At 70.8% G+C, this 15,039-nt stretch carries 16 protein-coding genes and 3 tRNA genes; 4 read left to right on the top strand and 15 right to left on the bottom strand.

What is annotated here, in order from left to right:
• Positions 1-174: 174 nt before the first annotated feature.
• The 5 genes from rplA to ACZ7GZ_RS12500 form a co-directional block, all read right to left on the bottom strand.
• Positions 175-900, bottom strand: coding sequence for a 50S ribosomal protein L1 (gene rplA, locus ACZ7GZ_RS12520; RefSeq protein ID WP_471023440.1), 726 nt, complete (start codon positions 898-900; stop codon positions 175-177).
• 99 nt (positions 901-999) lie between these two features.
• Positions 1,000-1,434, bottom strand: a complete 435-nt coding sequence (gene rplK, locus ACZ7GZ_RS12515) for a 50S ribosomal protein L11 (protein WP_030345386.1) — start codon at positions 1,432-1,434, stop codon at positions 1,000-1,002.
• 170 nt (positions 1,435-1,604) lie between these two features.
• Positions 1,605-2,459, bottom strand: coding sequence for a transcription termination/antitermination protein NusG (nusG, locus tag ACZ7GZ_RS12510; RefSeq protein WP_471023438.1), 855 nt, complete (start codon positions 2,457-2,459; stop codon positions 1,605-1,607).
• Positions 2,460-2,539: 80 nt separating this feature from the next.
• Positions 2,540-2,827: a preprotein translocase subunit SecE gene (gene secE / locus ACZ7GZ_RS12505; RefSeq protein WP_360093898.1), complete on the bottom strand. Its 288-nt coding sequence runs from the start codon at positions 2,825-2,827 to the stop codon at positions 2,540-2,542.
• Between the two features lie 107 nt (positions 2,828-2,934).
• Positions 2,935-3,007, bottom strand: a tRNA-Trp gene (locus ACZ7GZ_RS12500).
• Between the two features lie 505 nt (positions 3,008-3,512).
• On the opposite strand from ACZ7GZ_RS12500, the gene ACZ7GZ_RS12495 reads away from it, so the two are divergent.
• Both ACZ7GZ_RS12495 and ACZ7GZ_RS12490 read left to right on the top strand, forming a co-directional pair.
• On the top strand, positions 3,513-4,739 hold the full coding sequence (locus ACZ7GZ_RS12495; protein WP_471023435.1) for a pyridoxal phosphate-dependent aminotransferase: 1,227 nt from the start codon (positions 3,513-3,515) through the stop codon (positions 4,737-4,739).
• A 124-nt stretch (positions 4,740-4,863) separates the two neighbouring features.
• Positions 4,864-5,904 carry an adenosine deaminase gene (locus tag ACZ7GZ_RS12490; protein WP_471023433.1) on the top strand — a complete coding sequence of 347 codons (1,041 nt, stop codon included), beginning with the start codon at positions 4,864-4,866 and terminating at the stop codon, positions 5,902-5,904.
• Between the two features lie 134 nt (positions 5,905-6,038).
• Here the strand turns inward: ACZ7GZ_RS12490 and ACZ7GZ_RS12485 are convergent, their stop codons facing one another.
• Complete coding sequence (locus ACZ7GZ_RS12485) at positions 6,039-6,650, bottom strand: TetR/AcrR family transcriptional regulator (protein WP_471023432.1); 612 nt, start codon at positions 6,648-6,650, stop codon at positions 6,039-6,041.
• Between the two features lie 101 nt (positions 6,651-6,751).
• Here ACZ7GZ_RS12485 and ACZ7GZ_RS12480 point away from each other — a divergent pair, with 101 nt between their 5' ends.
• Positions 6,752-7,384 (top strand): NAD(P)-dependent oxidoreductase, encoded by a 633-nt coding sequence (locus ACZ7GZ_RS12480; RefSeq protein ID WP_471023430.1) that lies wholly within the window; start codon positions 6,752-6,754, stop codon positions 7,382-7,384.
• A 6-nt stretch (positions 7,385-7,390) separates the two neighbouring features.
• On the opposite strand, the gene ACZ7GZ_RS12475 is transcribed toward ACZ7GZ_RS12480, so the two are convergent.
• The 9 genes from ACZ7GZ_RS12475 to ACZ7GZ_RS12435 form a co-directional block, all read right to left on the bottom strand.
• Complete coding sequence (locus tag ACZ7GZ_RS12475) at positions 7,391-8,446, bottom strand: UDP-N-acetylmuramate dehydrogenase (RefSeq protein ID WP_471023427.1); 1,056 nt, start codon at positions 8,444-8,446, stop codon at positions 7,391-7,393.
• A gap of 153 nt (positions 8,447-8,599) precedes the next feature.
• Entirely contained in the window at positions 8,600-8,989 is a 390-nt protein-coding gene (locus ACZ7GZ_RS12470) for a DUF3291 domain-containing protein (protein ID WP_471023425.1), read from the bottom strand.
• A gap of 416 nt (positions 8,990-9,405) precedes the next feature.
• A complete protein-coding gene (locus ACZ7GZ_RS12465) occupies positions 9,406-10,947 on the bottom strand; it encodes a DHA2 family efflux MFS transporter permease subunit (RefSeq protein WP_471023423.1) in 1,542 nt (513 codons plus the stop codon).
• Between the two features lie 84 nt (positions 10,948-11,031).
• Positions 11,032-11,601, bottom strand: coding sequence for a TetR/AcrR family transcriptional regulator (locus tag ACZ7GZ_RS12460; protein WP_471023420.1), 570 nt, complete (start codon positions 11,599-11,601; stop codon positions 11,032-11,034).
• 148 nt (positions 11,602-11,749) lie between these two features.
• On the bottom strand, positions 11,750-12,178 hold the full coding sequence (locus ACZ7GZ_RS12455) for a MaoC family dehydratase (RefSeq protein ID WP_471023419.1): 429 nt from the start codon (positions 12,176-12,178) through the stop codon (positions 11,750-11,752).
• A 7-nt stretch (positions 12,179-12,185) separates the two neighbouring features.
• Positions 12,186-12,638 carry an FAS1-like dehydratase domain-containing protein gene (locus tag ACZ7GZ_RS12450; RefSeq protein WP_471023418.1) on the bottom strand — a complete coding sequence of 151 codons (453 nt, stop codon included), beginning with the start codon at positions 12,636-12,638 and terminating at the stop codon, positions 12,186-12,188.
• A 291-nt stretch (positions 12,639-12,929) separates the two neighbouring features.
• Positions 12,930-13,094, bottom strand: a complete 165-nt coding sequence (gene rpmG, locus ACZ7GZ_RS12445) for a 50S ribosomal protein L33 (RefSeq protein WP_003948671.1) — start codon at positions 13,092-13,094, stop codon at positions 12,930-12,932.
• Between the two features lie 90 nt (positions 13,095-13,184).
• Positions 13,185-13,257, bottom strand: a tRNA-Met gene (locus ACZ7GZ_RS12440).
• 46 nt (positions 13,258-13,303) lie between these two features.
• A tRNA-Thr gene (locus tag ACZ7GZ_RS12435) sits at positions 13,304-13,376 on the bottom strand.
• Positions 13,377-13,694: 318 nt separating this feature from the next.
• Here ACZ7GZ_RS12435 and ACZ7GZ_RS12430 point away from each other — a divergent pair.
• On the top strand, positions 13,695-14,960 hold the full coding sequence (locus tag ACZ7GZ_RS12430) for an amidohydrolase family protein (protein WP_471023415.1): 1,266 nt from the start codon (positions 13,695-13,697) through the stop codon (positions 14,958-14,960).
• Positions 14,961-15,039: the final 79 nt, after the last annotated feature.

The following is a 15,039-nucleotide window of genomic DNA, read 5'->3' as shown; positions in this document are numbered from 1 at the left end:
TCCTACCCCCATACAAGTCGAGTGCCTGCACCGTAGCCCAGGCCACTGACAGCCGTCCGAAAGGACCTGGAAAGAAAGCTCGTACAAAGAAAGGACGGACCCCGCACCTGGAAGGTTGCAGGGCCCGCCCTTACTCACGCGTACCTGACGCGGCTACCGGGCTGAGCGGGGGGCTCAGACGGCGGCCGGGTCCTCCTCGACGAGGAGGTTGCGGGTGCGGTTCGGGTCGACCGGGATGCCGGGGCCCATCGTGGTGGTGATGGCGGCCTTCTTGATGTAGCGACCCTTGGCGGCGGACGGCTTCAGACGGAGGATCTCCTCCAGCGCGGCGCCGTAGTTCTCCACCAGCTTGGCGTCGTCGAAGGACGACTTGCCGATGATGAAGTGCAGGTTCGAGTGCTTGTCGACGCGGAACTCGATCTTGCCGCCCTTGATGTCGGTGACGGCCTTGGTCACGTCGGGGGTGACGGTGCCGGTCTTCGGGTTCGGCATCAGGCCACGCGGGCCGAGGACGCGGCCGAGGCGGCCGACCTTGCCCATGAGGTCCGGGGTGGCGACGACGGCGTCGAAGTCCAGACGGCCCTTCGAAACCTCGTCGATCAGTTCGTCGGCGCCGACGATGTCGGCACCCGCGGCACGCGCGGCCTCGGCACGGTCACCGGTCGCGAAGACCAGGACCCGGGCGGTCTTACCGGTGCCGTGCGGAAGGTTCACGGTGCCACGGACCATCTGGTCGGCCTTGCGCGGGTCGACACCCAGACGGAAGGCGACCTCGACGGTGGCGTCGAACTTGGTCGTGGAGGTCTCCTTGGCGAGACGGACGGCCTCGAGCGGGGCGTACAGCTTCTCCCGGTCGACCTTGGCGTCCGCAGCGCGGAGAGCCTTGCTGCGCTTGCTCACAACTTGCTCCTGTGTGTTCTGAAAGGAGTCGTGGTCCCTGGGCCGAGCAGGCCCTGCCACGTGCGACCGGCTACGGCCGCATGACTACTGGGGTGGGGTTCAGCCCTCGACCGTGACGCCCATGGAACGCGCGGTGCCGGCGATGATCTTCGCCGCGGCGTCCAGGTCGTTCGCGTTCAGGTCGGGCATCTTGGTCTGGGCGATCTCGCGGACCTGCGCCTCGGTGATCTTGGCGACCTTGGTCTTGTGCGGCTCGCCGGAGCCCTTCTCGATGCCCGCGGCCTTGAGGATCATCTTCGCGGCCGGCGGCGTCTTGGTGATGAAGGTGAAGGAACGGTCCTCGTAGACCGTGATCTCCACCGGGATGACCCAACCGCGCTGCGACTCGGTCGCGGCGTTGTAGGCCTTGCAGAACTCCATGATGTTGACGCCGTGCTGACCCAGCGCGGGGCCGACCGGCGGAGCCGGGTTGGCGGCACCGGCCTGGATCTGGAGCTTGATGAGCCCCGTGACCTTCTTCTTCTTGGGAGGCATAGCTCTCCGGGTCCTTTCATTCGGGTCCATGCCCGCGCGAGGATCGCGACCCTGACGCAGGCATACCGCACAACGATAACGGGTATAGATGCGCGGCTAAAAACCGAGCAGGTCAGACCGGCTGAGACAGCCCGCCTGACCTGCTCGGAAGAGCAACGTCCAGAAATGGACTAGTTCTTCTGGATCTGGTCGAAGGACAGCTCGACCGGCGTCTCGCGGCCGAAGATCTCCACCAGGCCCTTGACCTTCTTCGAGTCGGGGTTGATCTCGTTGATGGTCGCCTGCAGCGTGGCGAACGGACCGTCGGTGACGGTGACCGAGTCGCCGACCTCGAAGTCCAGCACCTGGACCTCGACCTTGCGCTGCGGAGCGGGCTTGCCCTCGGCCTCGGCGGCCTCGCGGGCGGCCTTCTCCTCGGCCTCCGGGGCGAGCATCTTGACGATCTCGTCCAGGGTCAGCGGGTACGGGTCGTAGGCGTTGCCGACGAAGCCGGTGACGCCCGGGGTGTTGCGGACGACGCCCCAGGACTCGTTGGTCAGGTCCATGCGGACCAGGACGTAACCCGGCAGCTTGTTCTGCTTGATCGTCTTGCGGTCGCCGTTCTTGATCTGGACGACCTCTTCCTGCGGCACCTCGGCCTGGAAGATGTAGTCCTCGACGTTCAGCGAGACGGCGCGCTGCTCCAGGTTGGTCTTCACGCGGTTCTCGTAACCGGCGTAGGTGTGGATGACGTACCACTCGCCGGGCAGGGTGCGCAGTTCCTCGCGCAGGGCCTGGACGGGGTCGACGGGCGCGGCCGGCTCTTCCTCGGCAGCCTCTTCGGCGGCCTCCTCGCCGGCTTCCCCGTCCTCTTCGTCCTCGACGGTCAGGGCAGCCTCTTCGGCCGGCTCCCCCGCCTCGGCCTCGGCAGCCTCGAACTCGTCCTGCTCGTCCGCGCCCTCGACGATGTCGAGCTCGTCGTCCACCATCTCGGCAGCGGTCGCGCGCGACTCGATGGCGTCGTCGTTCAGGTTCGGGTCAGACACGGTGGCTGCTTCTTCCTGGATACATAGGGGTGGAACATGCGAAAACGGGCGCCGGTACCACGGCGCCCTTCGCTCTTGGCTCAGCCGAAGACGTACTTGGCCGCGTGGTTGAGCCCATAGTCAATCACGGTCACCAGCGCGATCATGATGGCGACAAAGAAGATCACCACGGTGGTGTACGACGTCAGCTGGTTACGCGTCGGCCAGACGACCTTGCGGAGCTCCGCGATGATCTGGCGGTAGAAGGTGGCGAGGCGCTTCAGCGGGCCCTTCTTGGCGCGCTTGCCGCCCTTGCGGGCCTTCTTCTTGGACTCCGGCAGCTCGTCCTGGGCGTCAGGCGTGTCGATGGAGCCCACGGCGTCCGTCATTCGTCCTCACCTGGTCCCGGGTCGTGGCCGTGCCGCGCCCGGTTTCTGAGCCGCACGGCGGTGCATTGCTGTACGTACATGCGCACACATCCTGGCGGTGTGTGTAGCAGGGCCGGAGGGACTTGAACCCCCAACCGCCGGTTTTGGAGACCGGTGCTCTACCAATTGAGCTACGACCCTTTGTGTGTCCCCCAACGTACCGCATCCGGCCGGGTGCGCGGTGTGCACCGGTTGCGGCGGCGGCTGCTGAAGGCCAACGAGGTGAGAGTGTACGTGGTCCGCGGCCCGGCGTCGAACAGAAAGTGCCCGTCCGGAGCCACTTGACCAAAGATCGTCCTGGCCGGGGACCGGATTCGGACCCTTGTTCACGTCCCGCCCCCCATGCCGTTCGGTCTGCCGCCTTCCCAGCCGTGAACGACCGGGCCGCGCGCTCGTCCGGTCACACTTCGTCACGCTCCGCGCCACCGCCGGCTGCGCCGTCGAGATCGCATCCGCCCTGGTGGGCGCGGAACCGACGACCGGACCCCGCACCGGGAACCCCGGTGCCGCCGGCCGGGTCGGCGCCGACCGCGACCGTGTCCCCGGACGAGCCCGTTCACGCCTTCAGGGGCTCGCGGACCGGCTGCGTCGGCCTGCAAATGAAACCGGCATGCCGCAGGGGTTTCCGATCTGAAACGATGGCCTCATGAGCGCTGCAACCCCACCCACCGAGCGCCGGGTCTCCGCCCGAGTCGGCGCGATCTCCGAGTCCGCCACCCTCGCCGTGGACGCCAAGGCCAAGGCCCTGAAGGCCGCCGGGCGTCCGGTGATCGGCTTCGGCGCCGGTGAGCCCGACTTCCCGACCCCGGACTACATCGTCGAGGCGGCCGTCGAGGCCTGCAAGAACCCCAAGTTCCACCGCTACACCCCGGCCGGCGGCCTGCCCGAGCTGAAGGCCGCGATCGCCGCGAAGACGCTGCGCGACTCCGGCTGGGAGCCCGACGTCTCGCAGATCCTCGTCACCAACGGCGGCAAGCAGGCCATCTACGAGGCGTTCGCCGCGATCCTCGACCCGGGCGACGAGGTCATCGTCCCGGCGCCGTACTGGACGACGTACCCGGAGTCGATCCGCCTCGCGGGCGGTGTCCCGGTGGAGGTCGTGGCCGACGAGACGACCGGCTACCGCGTCTCCGTCGAGCAGCTGGAGGCGGCGCGCACGGAGAAGACGAAGGTCGTCCTCTTCGTCTCCCCGTCCAACCCGACCGGAGCGGTGTACTCCGAGACCGAGACCGAGGCGATCGGCAGCTGGGCCGCCGAGCACGGCCTGTGGGTGCTCACCGACGAGATCTACGAGCACCTGGTCTACGGCGGCGCCGCCGCGGTGTCCCTGCCCGCGCTCCTGCCCGAGCTGCGCGACAAGTGCATCGTGGTCAACGGTGTGGCGAAGACGTACGCCATGACCGGCTGGCGCGTGGGCTGGGTCATCGGCCCGAAGGACGTCGTCAAGGCCGCGACGAACCTGCAGTCGCACGCCACCTCGAACGTCTCCAACGTGGCCCAGGTGGCCGCCCTGGCCGCCGTCTCCGGCGACCTGGACGCCGTGGCGACGATGCGTGAGGCCTTCGACCGGCGCCGCAAGACCATCGTGCGGATGCTCAACGAGATCGACGGCGTGCTCTGCCCGGAGCCCGAGGGCGCCTTCTACGCCTACCCGTCGGTCAAGGCGCTGCTCGGCAAGGAGATCCGCGGCAAGCGCCCGCAGGACACCGTCGAGCTGGCCGCGCTGATCCTGGAGGAGGCCGAGGTCGCGGTCGTCCCGGGTGAGGCGTTCGGCACGCCCGGCTACCTGCGCCTGTCGTACGCGCTCGGCGACGAGGACCTCGTCGAGGGCGTGAGCCGGTTGCAGAAGCTCCTGGCGGAGGCGCGGGACTGAGCGGTCCATTTTTGGACAGGAGCACCTGGGAACGTTCCCAGGTGCTCCTGTTCGTTTGTGCGAGCAAGACCACGTACGGGGAAACGGCTACCGGTGTGACAGGTGCGTACGGCAGGATCCTGGGATGGAGCGTGTACGTGACCTCTCTGAGCTGCCGAAAGCCCATCTGCACCTGCACTTCACCGGTTCGATGCGGTCCGCGACCGTGCTGGAACTGGCCGACAAGTACGGCGTACGACTGCCCGAGACCCTGGCCGAGGCCCTGACCAGCGGTGAACCGCCGAAGCTGCGGGCCACCGACGAGCGGGGCTGGTTCCGTTTCCAGCGGCTGTACGACGCGGCGCGCTCCTGCCTGCGCGAACCGGAGGACATCCAGCGCCTGGTCCGGGAGGCGGCGCAGGAGGACCTGAGGGACGGCTCGGGCTGGCTGGAGATCCAGGTGGACCCGACGTCGTACGCGCCCCGGCTGGGCGGGCTGATCCCGGCGCTGGAGATCATCCTGGACGCGGTGGACACGGCGTCGAGGGAGACGGGCCTCGGTATGCGGGTCCTGGTGGCCGCGAACCGCATGAAGCACCCGCTGGACGCCCGTACGCTGGCCCGCCTGGCGGTGCGGTACGCGGACCGGGGCGTGGTCGGTTTCGGGCTCTCCAACGACGAGCGGCGCGGCATGGCCCGGGACTTCGACCGGGCCTTCCACATCGCGCGCGAGGGCGGTCTGCTGTCGGCCCCGCACGGCGGCGAGCTGACCGGTCCGGCCTCGGTGCGCGACTGCCTGGACGACCTGCACGCCTCACGGATCGGGCACGGGGTGCGCGCGGCGGAGGACCCGCGGCTGCTGAAGCGGCTGGCCGACCGGGGCGTGACCTGCGAGGTGTGCCCGGCGTCGAACGTCGCGCTCGGCGTGTACGAGAAGCCCGAGGACGTGCCGCTGCGGACGCTCTTCGAGGCCGGCGTCCCGATGGCCCTCGGCGCCGACGACCCGCTGCTGTTCGGCTCCCGGCTGGCCGCCCAGTACGAGATCGCCCGCCACGCCCACGGCTTCTCGGACGCCGAACTCGCCGAACTGGCGCGCCAGTCGGTGCGGGGCTCGGCCGCCCCCGAGGACATCAGGGCGCGGCTGCTGGCCGGGATCGACGACTGGCTGGCTCGCCCGGCCGCCTGAAGGGGGCGCAGGGCGGGACGCCGGGCTCGTCCTTCGGCCCCGGGCGCAGCCCATGAGGGCCGGCGCCCCTGACGACACGTCTCTGCCGGGGTCCCCAGGGCGCCGTTACCCGCGCGGTGCGCGCCTCGTCGGTCTCACGCGGAGGCCGGCACAACGGAGATTCCGCCCAGCAGGGTCTTCGCGAGCCGTGCGGCGAAGTCGTCGACCGGCGGCCGCTGACCCGTCTCTGTCGCGTCGTAGGCGAACGCGCGCTGCGCACAGGCGCCCAGCAGCAGCGAGGCGGCCGCGAAGGTGTCGGCGTCGGCGCGGACGCGACCGGCGGCCTGTTCGGCGCGGAGGTAGGCGTCCAGGTCCTGGATGGGCTGGTGCGGGCCGGAGCCGAGCATGCGCAGCGCGTCGTAGTGGCGCTCCTTGAGCTGGGTCTCGGCGTACAGGGAGGCGGCGATCGGGAAGCTCTGCTCGTAGAAGAGGGCGGCCTGGCGGGCGATCTCGGTGAGGTTGCCTTCCAGGGTGCCCTGTCCCGTTTCGGTGGCGAGGCTGCCCAGCAGCGGGGTGAGCCGCGGAAGCCGCTCGGTGAGCACGCGCACGAACAGCTCTTCCTTGCTGTCGAAGTACTTGTAGAGGGCCGCTTCGGAGCAGCCGGCCGCGCGGGCGATCTCCTTGGTGGTGGCGCGGGCGAGTCCGACGGTGAGCATGAGCTCGTGGGCGGCGTCGAGGATGCGGACACGCGCGGGCTTCTGCTCCATGGGGGTCCAATCGGGCTTGACGAGTGGGTGAGTGTTTACTCACTCTAGGGCGAGCAGAGGTGAGTGAGTACTCACCCACCAGCCCGAGCAGGGGAGCCTTCATGAACCTCACCGTTTTCGGCGCCACCGGCGGCATCGGCCGGGAGATCGTGCGCCAGGCGCTCGGCGCGGGCCACCGGGTGACGGCCGTGCTCCGCGATCCGGCCCGGCTGGACGTCAGGGGGGACGCGCTGGAGGTGTTCCGCGCCGATCTGACCGACCCCGAGGAACTGCGTGCCGCCGTCAGCGGCCGTGACGCGGTCCTCTCCGGACTGGGCGCGCGCAGCCGCAGGGACGCCGGGGTCACCACCCGGCTGACCCGTACGGTGCTGCGCGCCATGGAGGCGGAGCGCGTACGACGGCTGCTCGTGGTCAGCGCCGGCCCCGTCGGCCCGGCCCCGGAGGCCGACGGCGCACTGGACCGTGCCCTGCGGGGCCTGGTGTCGGCCGTCCTCAAGGACGTCTACACCGACCTGCGCGAGATGGAGGCCGAGCTGGGCCGAAGCGGTACGGACTGGACGTCCGTACGGCCGCCGCGCCTGCAGGACAAGCCGCTCACCGGTCGCTACCGCACCGTCGTCGGCGGCTTCCCGCGCAAGGGCCGCTTCATCGCACGCGCGGACGTCGCGCACGCGATGCTGGCGATGATCGACGACGCGGAAACGGTGAAGCAGGGGGTGGGGGTGGCGTACTGAGCGCCTCTACAGGCTGACGCCGACGGTCACCGGTTCGTTGACGAGCGTGACCCCGAAGGCCTCGCGGACACCCGCGACCACCTCACGGGCCAGCGCCAGCAGGTCCTCGGTGGTGGCCTCGCCCCGGTTGGTGAGGGCGAGGGTGTGCTTGGTGGAGATGCGGGCCGCACCGGTGCCGTAGCCCTTGGTGAAGCCCGCCTTGTCGATCAGCCAGGCCGCGGAGGTCTTCGTACGGCCCTCCCCCGCCGGGTAGGCGGGCGGCTCGGCACCGTCCCCGAGCCGTTCGCGCACGCGCGCGTGGAACGCGGCGAACTGTTCGCCGGTGAGGATCGGGTTGGTGAAGAAGGATCCGGCGGACCAGGTGTCGTGGTCCTGGGGGTCGAGGACCATGCCCTTCCCGGCACGCAGCTTCAGCACGGTCTCGCGGGCGTCGGCCAGCGGCACCCGGTCGCCGGGCTCGACGCCGAGCGCACGCGCCGCCTCGGCGTACTTCACGGGCGCGGACAGCCCGCGCGCGTCCTCCAGCTCGAAGCGGACACGCAGCACCACATAGCGCTCGGGGTCGGCCTTGAAGCGGCTGTGGCGGTACGAGAAGGCGCACTCCTCGTTCGTCAGCGTGACGGTCTCGCCGGCGCGCCGGTCGTAGGCGAGGACCTCGGTGATGGTGGAGGAGACCTCCTGCCCGTAGGCGCCCACGTTCTGGATCGGTGTGGCGCCCGCGGATCCGGGAATGCCGGCCAGGCACTCGATACCGGCGAGCCCGGCCTCGACCGTGCGGGCGACGGCGTCGGTCCACACCTCGCCGGCCGCCAGCTCCAGGGTCGTGCCGCGCAGTTCGACACCGCGCGTGGCGATGCGCAGGGCGGTGCCGTCGAAGCCCTTGTCGCCGATGACCAGGTTCGATCCGCCGCCGATGACCAGCAGCGGCGTCCCGCTGTCGTCGGCCTCACGGACGGCGGCGATCACCTCGGCGTCGGTCACCGCAGTGACCAGCCGCGTCGCGGGACCGCCCAGCCGGAAGGTGGTCAGCGGGGCAAGAGGGGCGTCGTGGAGTACCTGCACGGGCCCAAGACTACGAGACGGTTCTCCCTGCACGGACGGGCGCGGTCGGCCACCCCGTCACCCCACGCCTGGGGTCGGACACACGTGTACGCACGCGTGGTCTCCTTTTCGAAGGCCACGCGCGCGTACGCGACGCCCTGTCCGGCCGGCGTTCTACGCGAGCCGTCGTTCCGCCTCCTCCCAGCTCAGCGGCAGCTGGTCGCTGGGGGCCTGCCAGGTGGCGAACGCGACGCCGCGCATCTCGGAGGCCAGGCCGCGAGAGGTGGGCCGGTGGGCGCCGGAGTGGGCGAAGGCCTTCAGCGCGTCGGCGGACTCCCAGGCGGACAGGGTCCAGAACGTCCGCCGCAGGGGCTGTGCCCTGAGGGAGGCCCCGTAGGCGCCGGGCGCCCGGCCGATCTGCCGCCACACGCCCGGGGTGCGGGCGAGGAAGCGGAGGGCGCCCCACAGGGTGCGGGTCTCGAAGCGCGAGGCGAAGACGTGCACCTGGGCGTCCTGCGGCGGAGTGTGCGGCACGATCCAGGGAAGAGCGGGAAGAGCGGGCATCGCGACCTCCATGTGACGAGCTTCCGGGTCGGGCTTCGGCGGGCACCGGTAGCCGGCAGCCGGGCAGGCTTCGGCGGACTTCAGCGGACGGCGGTCGCCGGGGCGGGCTGCAGCGGACGGCGTCCTCCTGGGCGCCGGTCTCAGGGGCGGGGGCTTACAAGGCGCCGGACGCCGGGCCTACGGCCCCAGGGCACCGGACACCGGCCGGGCGTCGGCGGGCGGCGGTCCCCAGGGCGCCGGTGTCCCGGAGCGAGCGCTTCCGGGGAGCCGGACTCCGGGCCTGCGGCTCCCAGGGCGCCGGGCCTCGGACCGGAGTCCTCAGGGCATCGAACCCCGGCCCGACTTCGGCGGACGGCGGCTCCCAGGGCGCCGGACTTCAGGTCGACGATCTCCGGGTACCGGTCGTTGGCCGGGCTTCAGCGGGCGGCGGTCTCCAGTCCACTGGTCTCCGGGGCGCCTGACTTCGGGTCGGCCGTCTCCGGGCCGCCTGACCTCGGGTCGGCCGTCTCCAGGGCATCGGCCTTCAAGGCCGTCGCGGGCGTCTGGCCGTCCGCCGCGGCGAGCCGGGCGGCACTCCGGCGGGGCGGGATCACCAGGGCCGCGACAGCGGCGAGGGCGACCACCGCCGAGCCGGTGACCAGGGCGGGCCGCAGGCCGTCCACGAAGCTCTGCGCGTTCTCGTAGCCACCCTGCGCGGAGAAGATCGACGACATCACCGCGATGCCGAGCGCACCGCCCACCTCGCGCAGCGCGTTGTTCGCGCCGGAGGCGATGCCCTGCTCCTGGGGGCGGACGCTGGACATGACCAGATTGGCGGCCGGCGCGAAGTACAGGGCCATACCGACGCCGCTGATGATCAGGGCGGGCAGCTGGGCGGCGTAGGAGGCGCCCGCGGTGGCCACGGCGGCCATGTAGCCGAGACCGACGGCCTGCAGGAACAGTCCCGCGGCGACGACCGGGCGGCCGCCGACGCGGTCCGAGAGGATGCCGGCGACGGGCGCGACGAGCATCGGCATGCCGGTCCACGGCAGCATCCTCAGGCCCGCCTCGGTGGGCGAGTAGCCGAGCACGCCCTGCATGTACTGGCTGAGCAGGAAGATCGAGCCGAACATCCCGAGGAACATCAGCAGGCTGGCCGCATTGATGCCGGAGAAGGCACGGGACCGGAACAGCCTCATCGGCAGCATGGGACTGGCCGCACGCGAGCTGTAGAGGATGAACCCGGCCAGCAGCGCCCCGCCCGCGAACAGCGCGGTCAGCACCAGGCTGTCGGTCCAGCCGTCGGAGGGCCCGCGGACCAGGCCGTACACGATTCCGAAGAGCCCGCCGCTGGCGAGCAGGGTGCCGGGGACGTCGAGCCGGGCGCCGGCGCCGTAGGACTCGGCCAGACGCAGACGGGCGAGCGGCAGCGCGATCAGGCCGAGCGGGACGTTCAGCCAGAAGATCCAGTGCCAGGAGACATGCTCGGTGAGGCTGCCGCCGATGAGGGGGCCGGAGGCGACGGCGAGCCCGTTGACGGCGCCCCAGATGCCGTACATCATCCCGCGCTTGGCGGCGGGTACGGCCGCTGTCAGCAGGGTCAGCGTGAGCGGCATCATCACGGCGGCGCCGACGCCCTGGACCGCGCGGGCGGCGATCAGGGAGCCGATGCCGGGTGCCATGGCCGCGGCGGCGGAGGCGCCGGTGAACACGGCGAGTCCGGCGATGAAGAGCCGACGGCGCCCGAAGCGGTCGCCGAGCGCCGCGCCGAACATCAGAAGCACGGCGAAGGTGAGTGTGTAGGCGCTCACGGTCCACTCGAGGTCGCCCAGCGCGCCACCGAGGTCCCTGCGGATGGAGGGCAGGGCGGTGGTGACGACGAGGTTGTCGAGGGCCGCCATGAATCCGGCGACGCTGGTGATGCCGAGGGCCCACGCGGCGCGTCCGCGCGGTGCGTTCTGTGCGGTCTGCTGTGACATCTCTCCCCCTAGAGAGCGATCTAGTTAGTTATTGATGACTAACTTTCGCGGGCGTGAAAAGGGCAGGACACCCGCCACGTTCCGCTACTTCTCCAGCCGGCCCGTGATCCGGGCCGACGGATACATCCCCTGCCAGACGCGGTGTTCGGGCGGAAACCCCATGGCCGCGAGGGTGTTGATGAGCATTCCGTACGCCAGGAAGTGCATGGTCTCGCTGTCGTCCGCCCCCAGTGGCAGGTGAAGCGTGTCCCACAGCTTCATCCAGCCGGCCCGTACGGTCTCACCGAACTCACGGTCACCCTCCGCCTCGGCCGCCGAGACGGTGATGTACGTCTGCATCTGCATCTGGAGCTTTTCGGGCTGCTCCGTGATCAGCCGCACATAGGCGTTCGCCATGGCGTGCAGGGCCTCCTCCCCCTCCAGCCCCTTGGCCGCCTCCTCGAAGACCCGGCAGGTGTCGTCCACGCACCGGAGCGACGCGGCGACGAAGATCGCCTTCTTCCCCTCGAAGAGCCGGAAGAGGTACGGCTGGGAGACACCCACGCGGGCCGCGATCGCCTCCGTTGACGTGCCGTAGTAGCCCTTCCGTGCGAACTCCGCGATCGCCGCGCGGATGACGCTCTCACGTCGCTCCTGTGCACTCATCCTGGGCATGCGGCTAAGTTAGTACTCAATCACTAACTTAGCAAGCGGTCCGCTCAGGGGGTGTCTCCAGAACGCGCGTAAGGGGCGCCCCGCCAGGGAGGACGCCCCTTACCCCACTACTGCTGCAACCCGGACGCCACCGCTTCCGGCGGAGCCGTCAGGCCAGACGTACGACCGCCCGGGACATGCCCAGCACCTTCTGGCCGCCGCTGGTCGCCGTCAGGTCCACGCGCACGGTGTTGTCGTCCAGCTTGGCCGCGACCTTGCCACTGACCTCGATCAGGGCACCCTGGTCGTCGTTCGGCACGACGACGGGCTTGGTGAAGCGGACGCCGTACTCCACGACCGCGCCCGGGTCCCCGGTCCAGTCGGTGACCACGCGGATCGCCTCGGCCATGGTGAACATGCCGTGCGCGATGACGTCCGGCAGGCCGACCTCCTTGGCGAACTTCTCGTTCCAGTGGATCGGGTTGAAGTCCCCGGAGGCGCCGGCGTAGCGCACGAGCGTGGCACGGGTCACGGGGAAGGTCTGCGCCGGCAGCTCGGTGCCGACCTCGACGTCCCCGTAGGTGATCTTCGCCGTCATCAGGTCCTCACGCCTCCTCGGCCGCGCGGGCCACCAGCTTGGTCCAGGCGGTCACGACGTGCTCGCCCGCCTCGTCGTACACCTCACCGCGGATGTCCAGGATGTCGTTGCCCGCGAGGGACTTGATCCCCTCGATGGTGGAGGTGACCGAGAGCCGGTCGCCGGCGCGGACCGGGCGGCGGTAGGCGAACTTCTGGTCGCCGTGCACCACCCGGCTGTAGTCGAGGCCGAGTTGCGGGTCCTCGACGACCTGTCCCGCGGCCCGGAAAGTGATGGAGAACACGAATGTCGGCGGGGCGATCACATCGGGGTGCCCGTAGGCCTTCGCGGCCTCGGGGTCCGTGTACACCGGGTTGGTCTCGCCCACCGCCTCGGCGAACTCGCGGATCTTCTCCCGGCCCACCTCATAGGGCGCGGTGGGCGGGTAGGTCCGTCCTACGAAGGACTGGTCGAGCGCCATGGCCCGGCACCTCCTGATGTCTGCTGTGATGGCCCCAAATTAGCCGGAAACCAGCCGGGGAACGTGCGGGGACGGGCGGGCGCTCAGCTCGACGCAGAGCTTGGCGCCCAGCTGGTGAGCCACTGGGCCGGCGAGCCGGTGAGCCCTCGACCGGTCAGCCCTCACCGGTGACTCCTCGACCGGTCAACCCCTGACCGTTGAGTGCCTGACCGGTGAGCCCTTGCCCGGTGAGCCCTTGAAACGACGCGAGGCCGCCCCCTCGGAAGGGGACGGCCTCGTGTACGAGCCTGTTTATCGCGTCTCGCGGTGCGCGGTGTGCGCGTTGCAACGCGGGCAGTGCTTCTTCATCTCAAGACGATCCGGGTTGTTACGCCGGTTCTTCTTGGTGATGTAGTTCCGCTCCTTGCACTCCACGCAGGCCAGCGTGATCTTCGGGCGGACGTCGGTGGCAGCCACGTGAGTGCTCCTAAGACGAACGGATGGACTAGTTCAACGCAAGAAAGAGTAGCCGATCGAAGGACCGACCCCGCAATCGGCTACTGTCAGTAGCGGTGACCGGACTTGAACCGGTGACACAGCGATTATGAGCCGCTTGCTCTACCGACTGAGCTACACCGCTGCGATGCGATCGGATCCCGCCTTTCGACGGGAACCTCTCACACCAGAGCCCCAAAACGGAATCGAACCGTTGACCTTCTCCTTACCATGGAGACGCTCTGCCGACTGAGCTATTGGGGCGAGCGATGAAGACATTACACGGTCCGCCGCCGTTCACCCAAATCCGTATCCGGCCGCCCCTGACCACCCGCATCCCCGCCCTCGCAGCGGCCTCATGAGCCGCATGAACGGGGGCCTCGGGGCGGAGTGGGCCGGGGCCACGCTTGTGGGCGACACGTGTACCGCCAAGGGCGGACCACACCGGTACGACTATTGCGCTCCTACGCGTCCCGGGCGGCTCGCCACCCTAGGCTCGTCTCACTCTGCGTGATCTTGGGGTGGGCGAGCCCCGCATGCTCACGCGGCCCGCCCGAGCCCCCGGCCCGATCCTGGAGCGCGATGCCCGACAGCCAGCCGCAGCCCCACCCACCGTCGAACTCCTCGGGATCCTCCGGCCAGTCCGACACGGCCGCCCTGCTGCTGTGCGGGGCGCGGCTCACCGACGGCCGGACCGTGGACGTACGGCTCGGCTGCGGACGCATCGAGGCGGTGGGCACGGCCGGCAGTCTGGCGCCGGGTCCGGCCCGGACGGGCGCCACGCGCGTGGACCTGAACGGATACCTGCTCCTCCCGGCCCCGGCCGAACCGCACGCGCACAGCGACACCGCGCTGTCCGCCGAGCGCCCCGGGCCGGTGTCCCACGCCCCCGAGGACGTGCAGCGCCGGGCGACGGAGGCGGCTCTGCTGCAGCTCGGGCACGGGGCGACGTCGGCACGCGCGCACGTACGCGTGGGCGACGTCCAGGGCCTCGGCGCACTGGGCGCCGTCCTTCAGGCGCGGCGCTCGCTGCACGGGCTCGCGGAGTTGACGGCGGTGGCGATGCCACGGCTGCTGACCGGGGTGGCCGGCGCCGACGGGCTGGCGATGCTGCGCGACGCGGTCAAGATGGGCGCCTCCGTGGTGGGCGGCTGTCCCGACCTGGACCCCGATCCCACGGGCTACGTGGAGACGGTCCTGGAGGTGGCCTCCGAGCACGGCTGCCCGGTGGACCTGCACACGGACGCCTCCGACCCGGGCCGGCTGTCCCGGCTCGCGGCCATGGCCGGGGGTTTGCGCCCCGGCGTGACGATCGGGCCGTGCGCCGGCCTCACGCGCCTGCCCGCCGAGGCCGCGTCACGGGCCGCCGACCAGCTCGCGGCGGCCGGAGTGACGGTCGTGTGCCTGCCCCAGGGCGGTTGCTGTGGCGCCGACCGCCGGGGCGTCGCTCCGGTACGGCTGCTGCGCGCGGCCGGGGTCCGGGTGGCCGCCGGCAGCGGCGCCCTGCGCGACCTCTCCAACCCCGTCGGCCGCGCTGACCCCCTGGAGGCGGCCTACCTCCTCGCCTCCGCCCACGGCCTGCGCCCGCAGGACGCCTACGACGCCGTGAGCACCTCGGCGCGCGCGGTGCTGGGGCTGCCGGAGGTGCGCGTCGAGGCCGGTTTCCCCGCCGAGCTCCTGGCCGTGCGCGGCGACCGCCTGGCCGGCGCCCTGTCCCTGGCCTACAGCCGGATCGTGGTGCACCGGGGCCGGGTGGTGGCGCGCACGAGCGCGGTGCGCGAGTACTGCAACTCGGCTGCGGCGGCAGAACTCGGGCTGCCGCGGCAGGGGCGGGGTGAGCTGTCGTGAGGCCGGGTGGGGGCGCGCGGGTCGGGGGGCGCGGGTCGGGGGGGGGCGCGGGTCGGGGGGTGCGGGTCGGGGGGTGCGG

The organism is Streptomyces sp. NPDC037288, from assembly GCF_055603265.1.
This window is presented reverse-complemented; position numbering and strand designations above follow the sequence as displayed.

What these genes read in the sequence shown, in the direction of transcription:
- ACZ7GZ_RS12455 (WP_471023419.1), bottom strand. Translation starts at nt 12,178, where the DNA reads ATGACGGCGAAGATCACCTACGGGGACGTCGAGGTCGGCACCGAGCTG.
- rplK (WP_030345386.1), bottom strand. Translation starts at nt 1,434, where the DNA reads ATGCCTCCCAAGAAGAAGAAGGTCACGGGGCTCATCAAGCTCCAGATC.
- ACZ7GZ_RS12490 (WP_471023433.1), top strand. Translation starts at nt 4,864, where the DNA reads ATGGAGCGTGTACGTGACCTCTCTGAGCTGCCGAAAGCCCATCTGCAC.
- ACZ7GZ_RS12465 (WP_471023423.1), bottom strand. Translation starts at nt 10,947, where the DNA reads ATGTCACAGCAGACCGCACAGAACGCACCGCGCGGACGCGCCGCGTGG.
- ACZ7GZ_RS12480 (WP_471023430.1), top strand. Translation starts at nt 6,752, where the DNA reads ATGAACCTCACCGTTTTCGGCGCCACCGGCGGCATCGGCCGGGAGATC.
- ACZ7GZ_RS12430 (WP_471023415.1), top strand. Translation starts at nt 13,695, where the DNA reads ATGCCCGACAGCCAGCCGCAGCCCCACCCACCGTCGAACTCCTCGGGA.
- ACZ7GZ_RS12485 (WP_471023432.1), bottom strand. Translation starts at nt 6,650, where the DNA reads ATGGAGCAGAAGCCCGCGCGTGTCCGCATCCTCGACGCCGCCCACGAG.
- ACZ7GZ_RS12470 (WP_471023425.1), bottom strand. Translation starts at nt 8,989, where the DNA reads ATGCCCGCTCTTCCCGCTCTTCCCTGGATCGTGCCGCACACTCCGCCG.
- ACZ7GZ_RS12495 (WP_471023435.1), top strand. Translation starts at nt 3,513, where the DNA reads ATGAGCGCTGCAACCCCACCCACCGAGCGCCGGGTCTCCGCCCGAGTC.
- ACZ7GZ_RS12450 (WP_471023418.1), bottom strand. Translation starts at nt 12,638, where the DNA reads ATGGCGCTCGACCAGTCCTTCGTAGGACGGACCTACCCGCCCACCGCG.
- secE (WP_360093898.1), bottom strand. Translation starts at nt 2,827, where the DNA reads ATGACGGACGCCGTGGGCTCCATCGACACGCCTGACGCCCAGGACGAG.
- ACZ7GZ_RS12460 (WP_471023420.1), bottom strand. Translation starts at nt 11,601, where the DNA reads ATGCCCAGGATGAGTGCACAGGAGCGACGTGAGAGCGTCATCCGCGCG.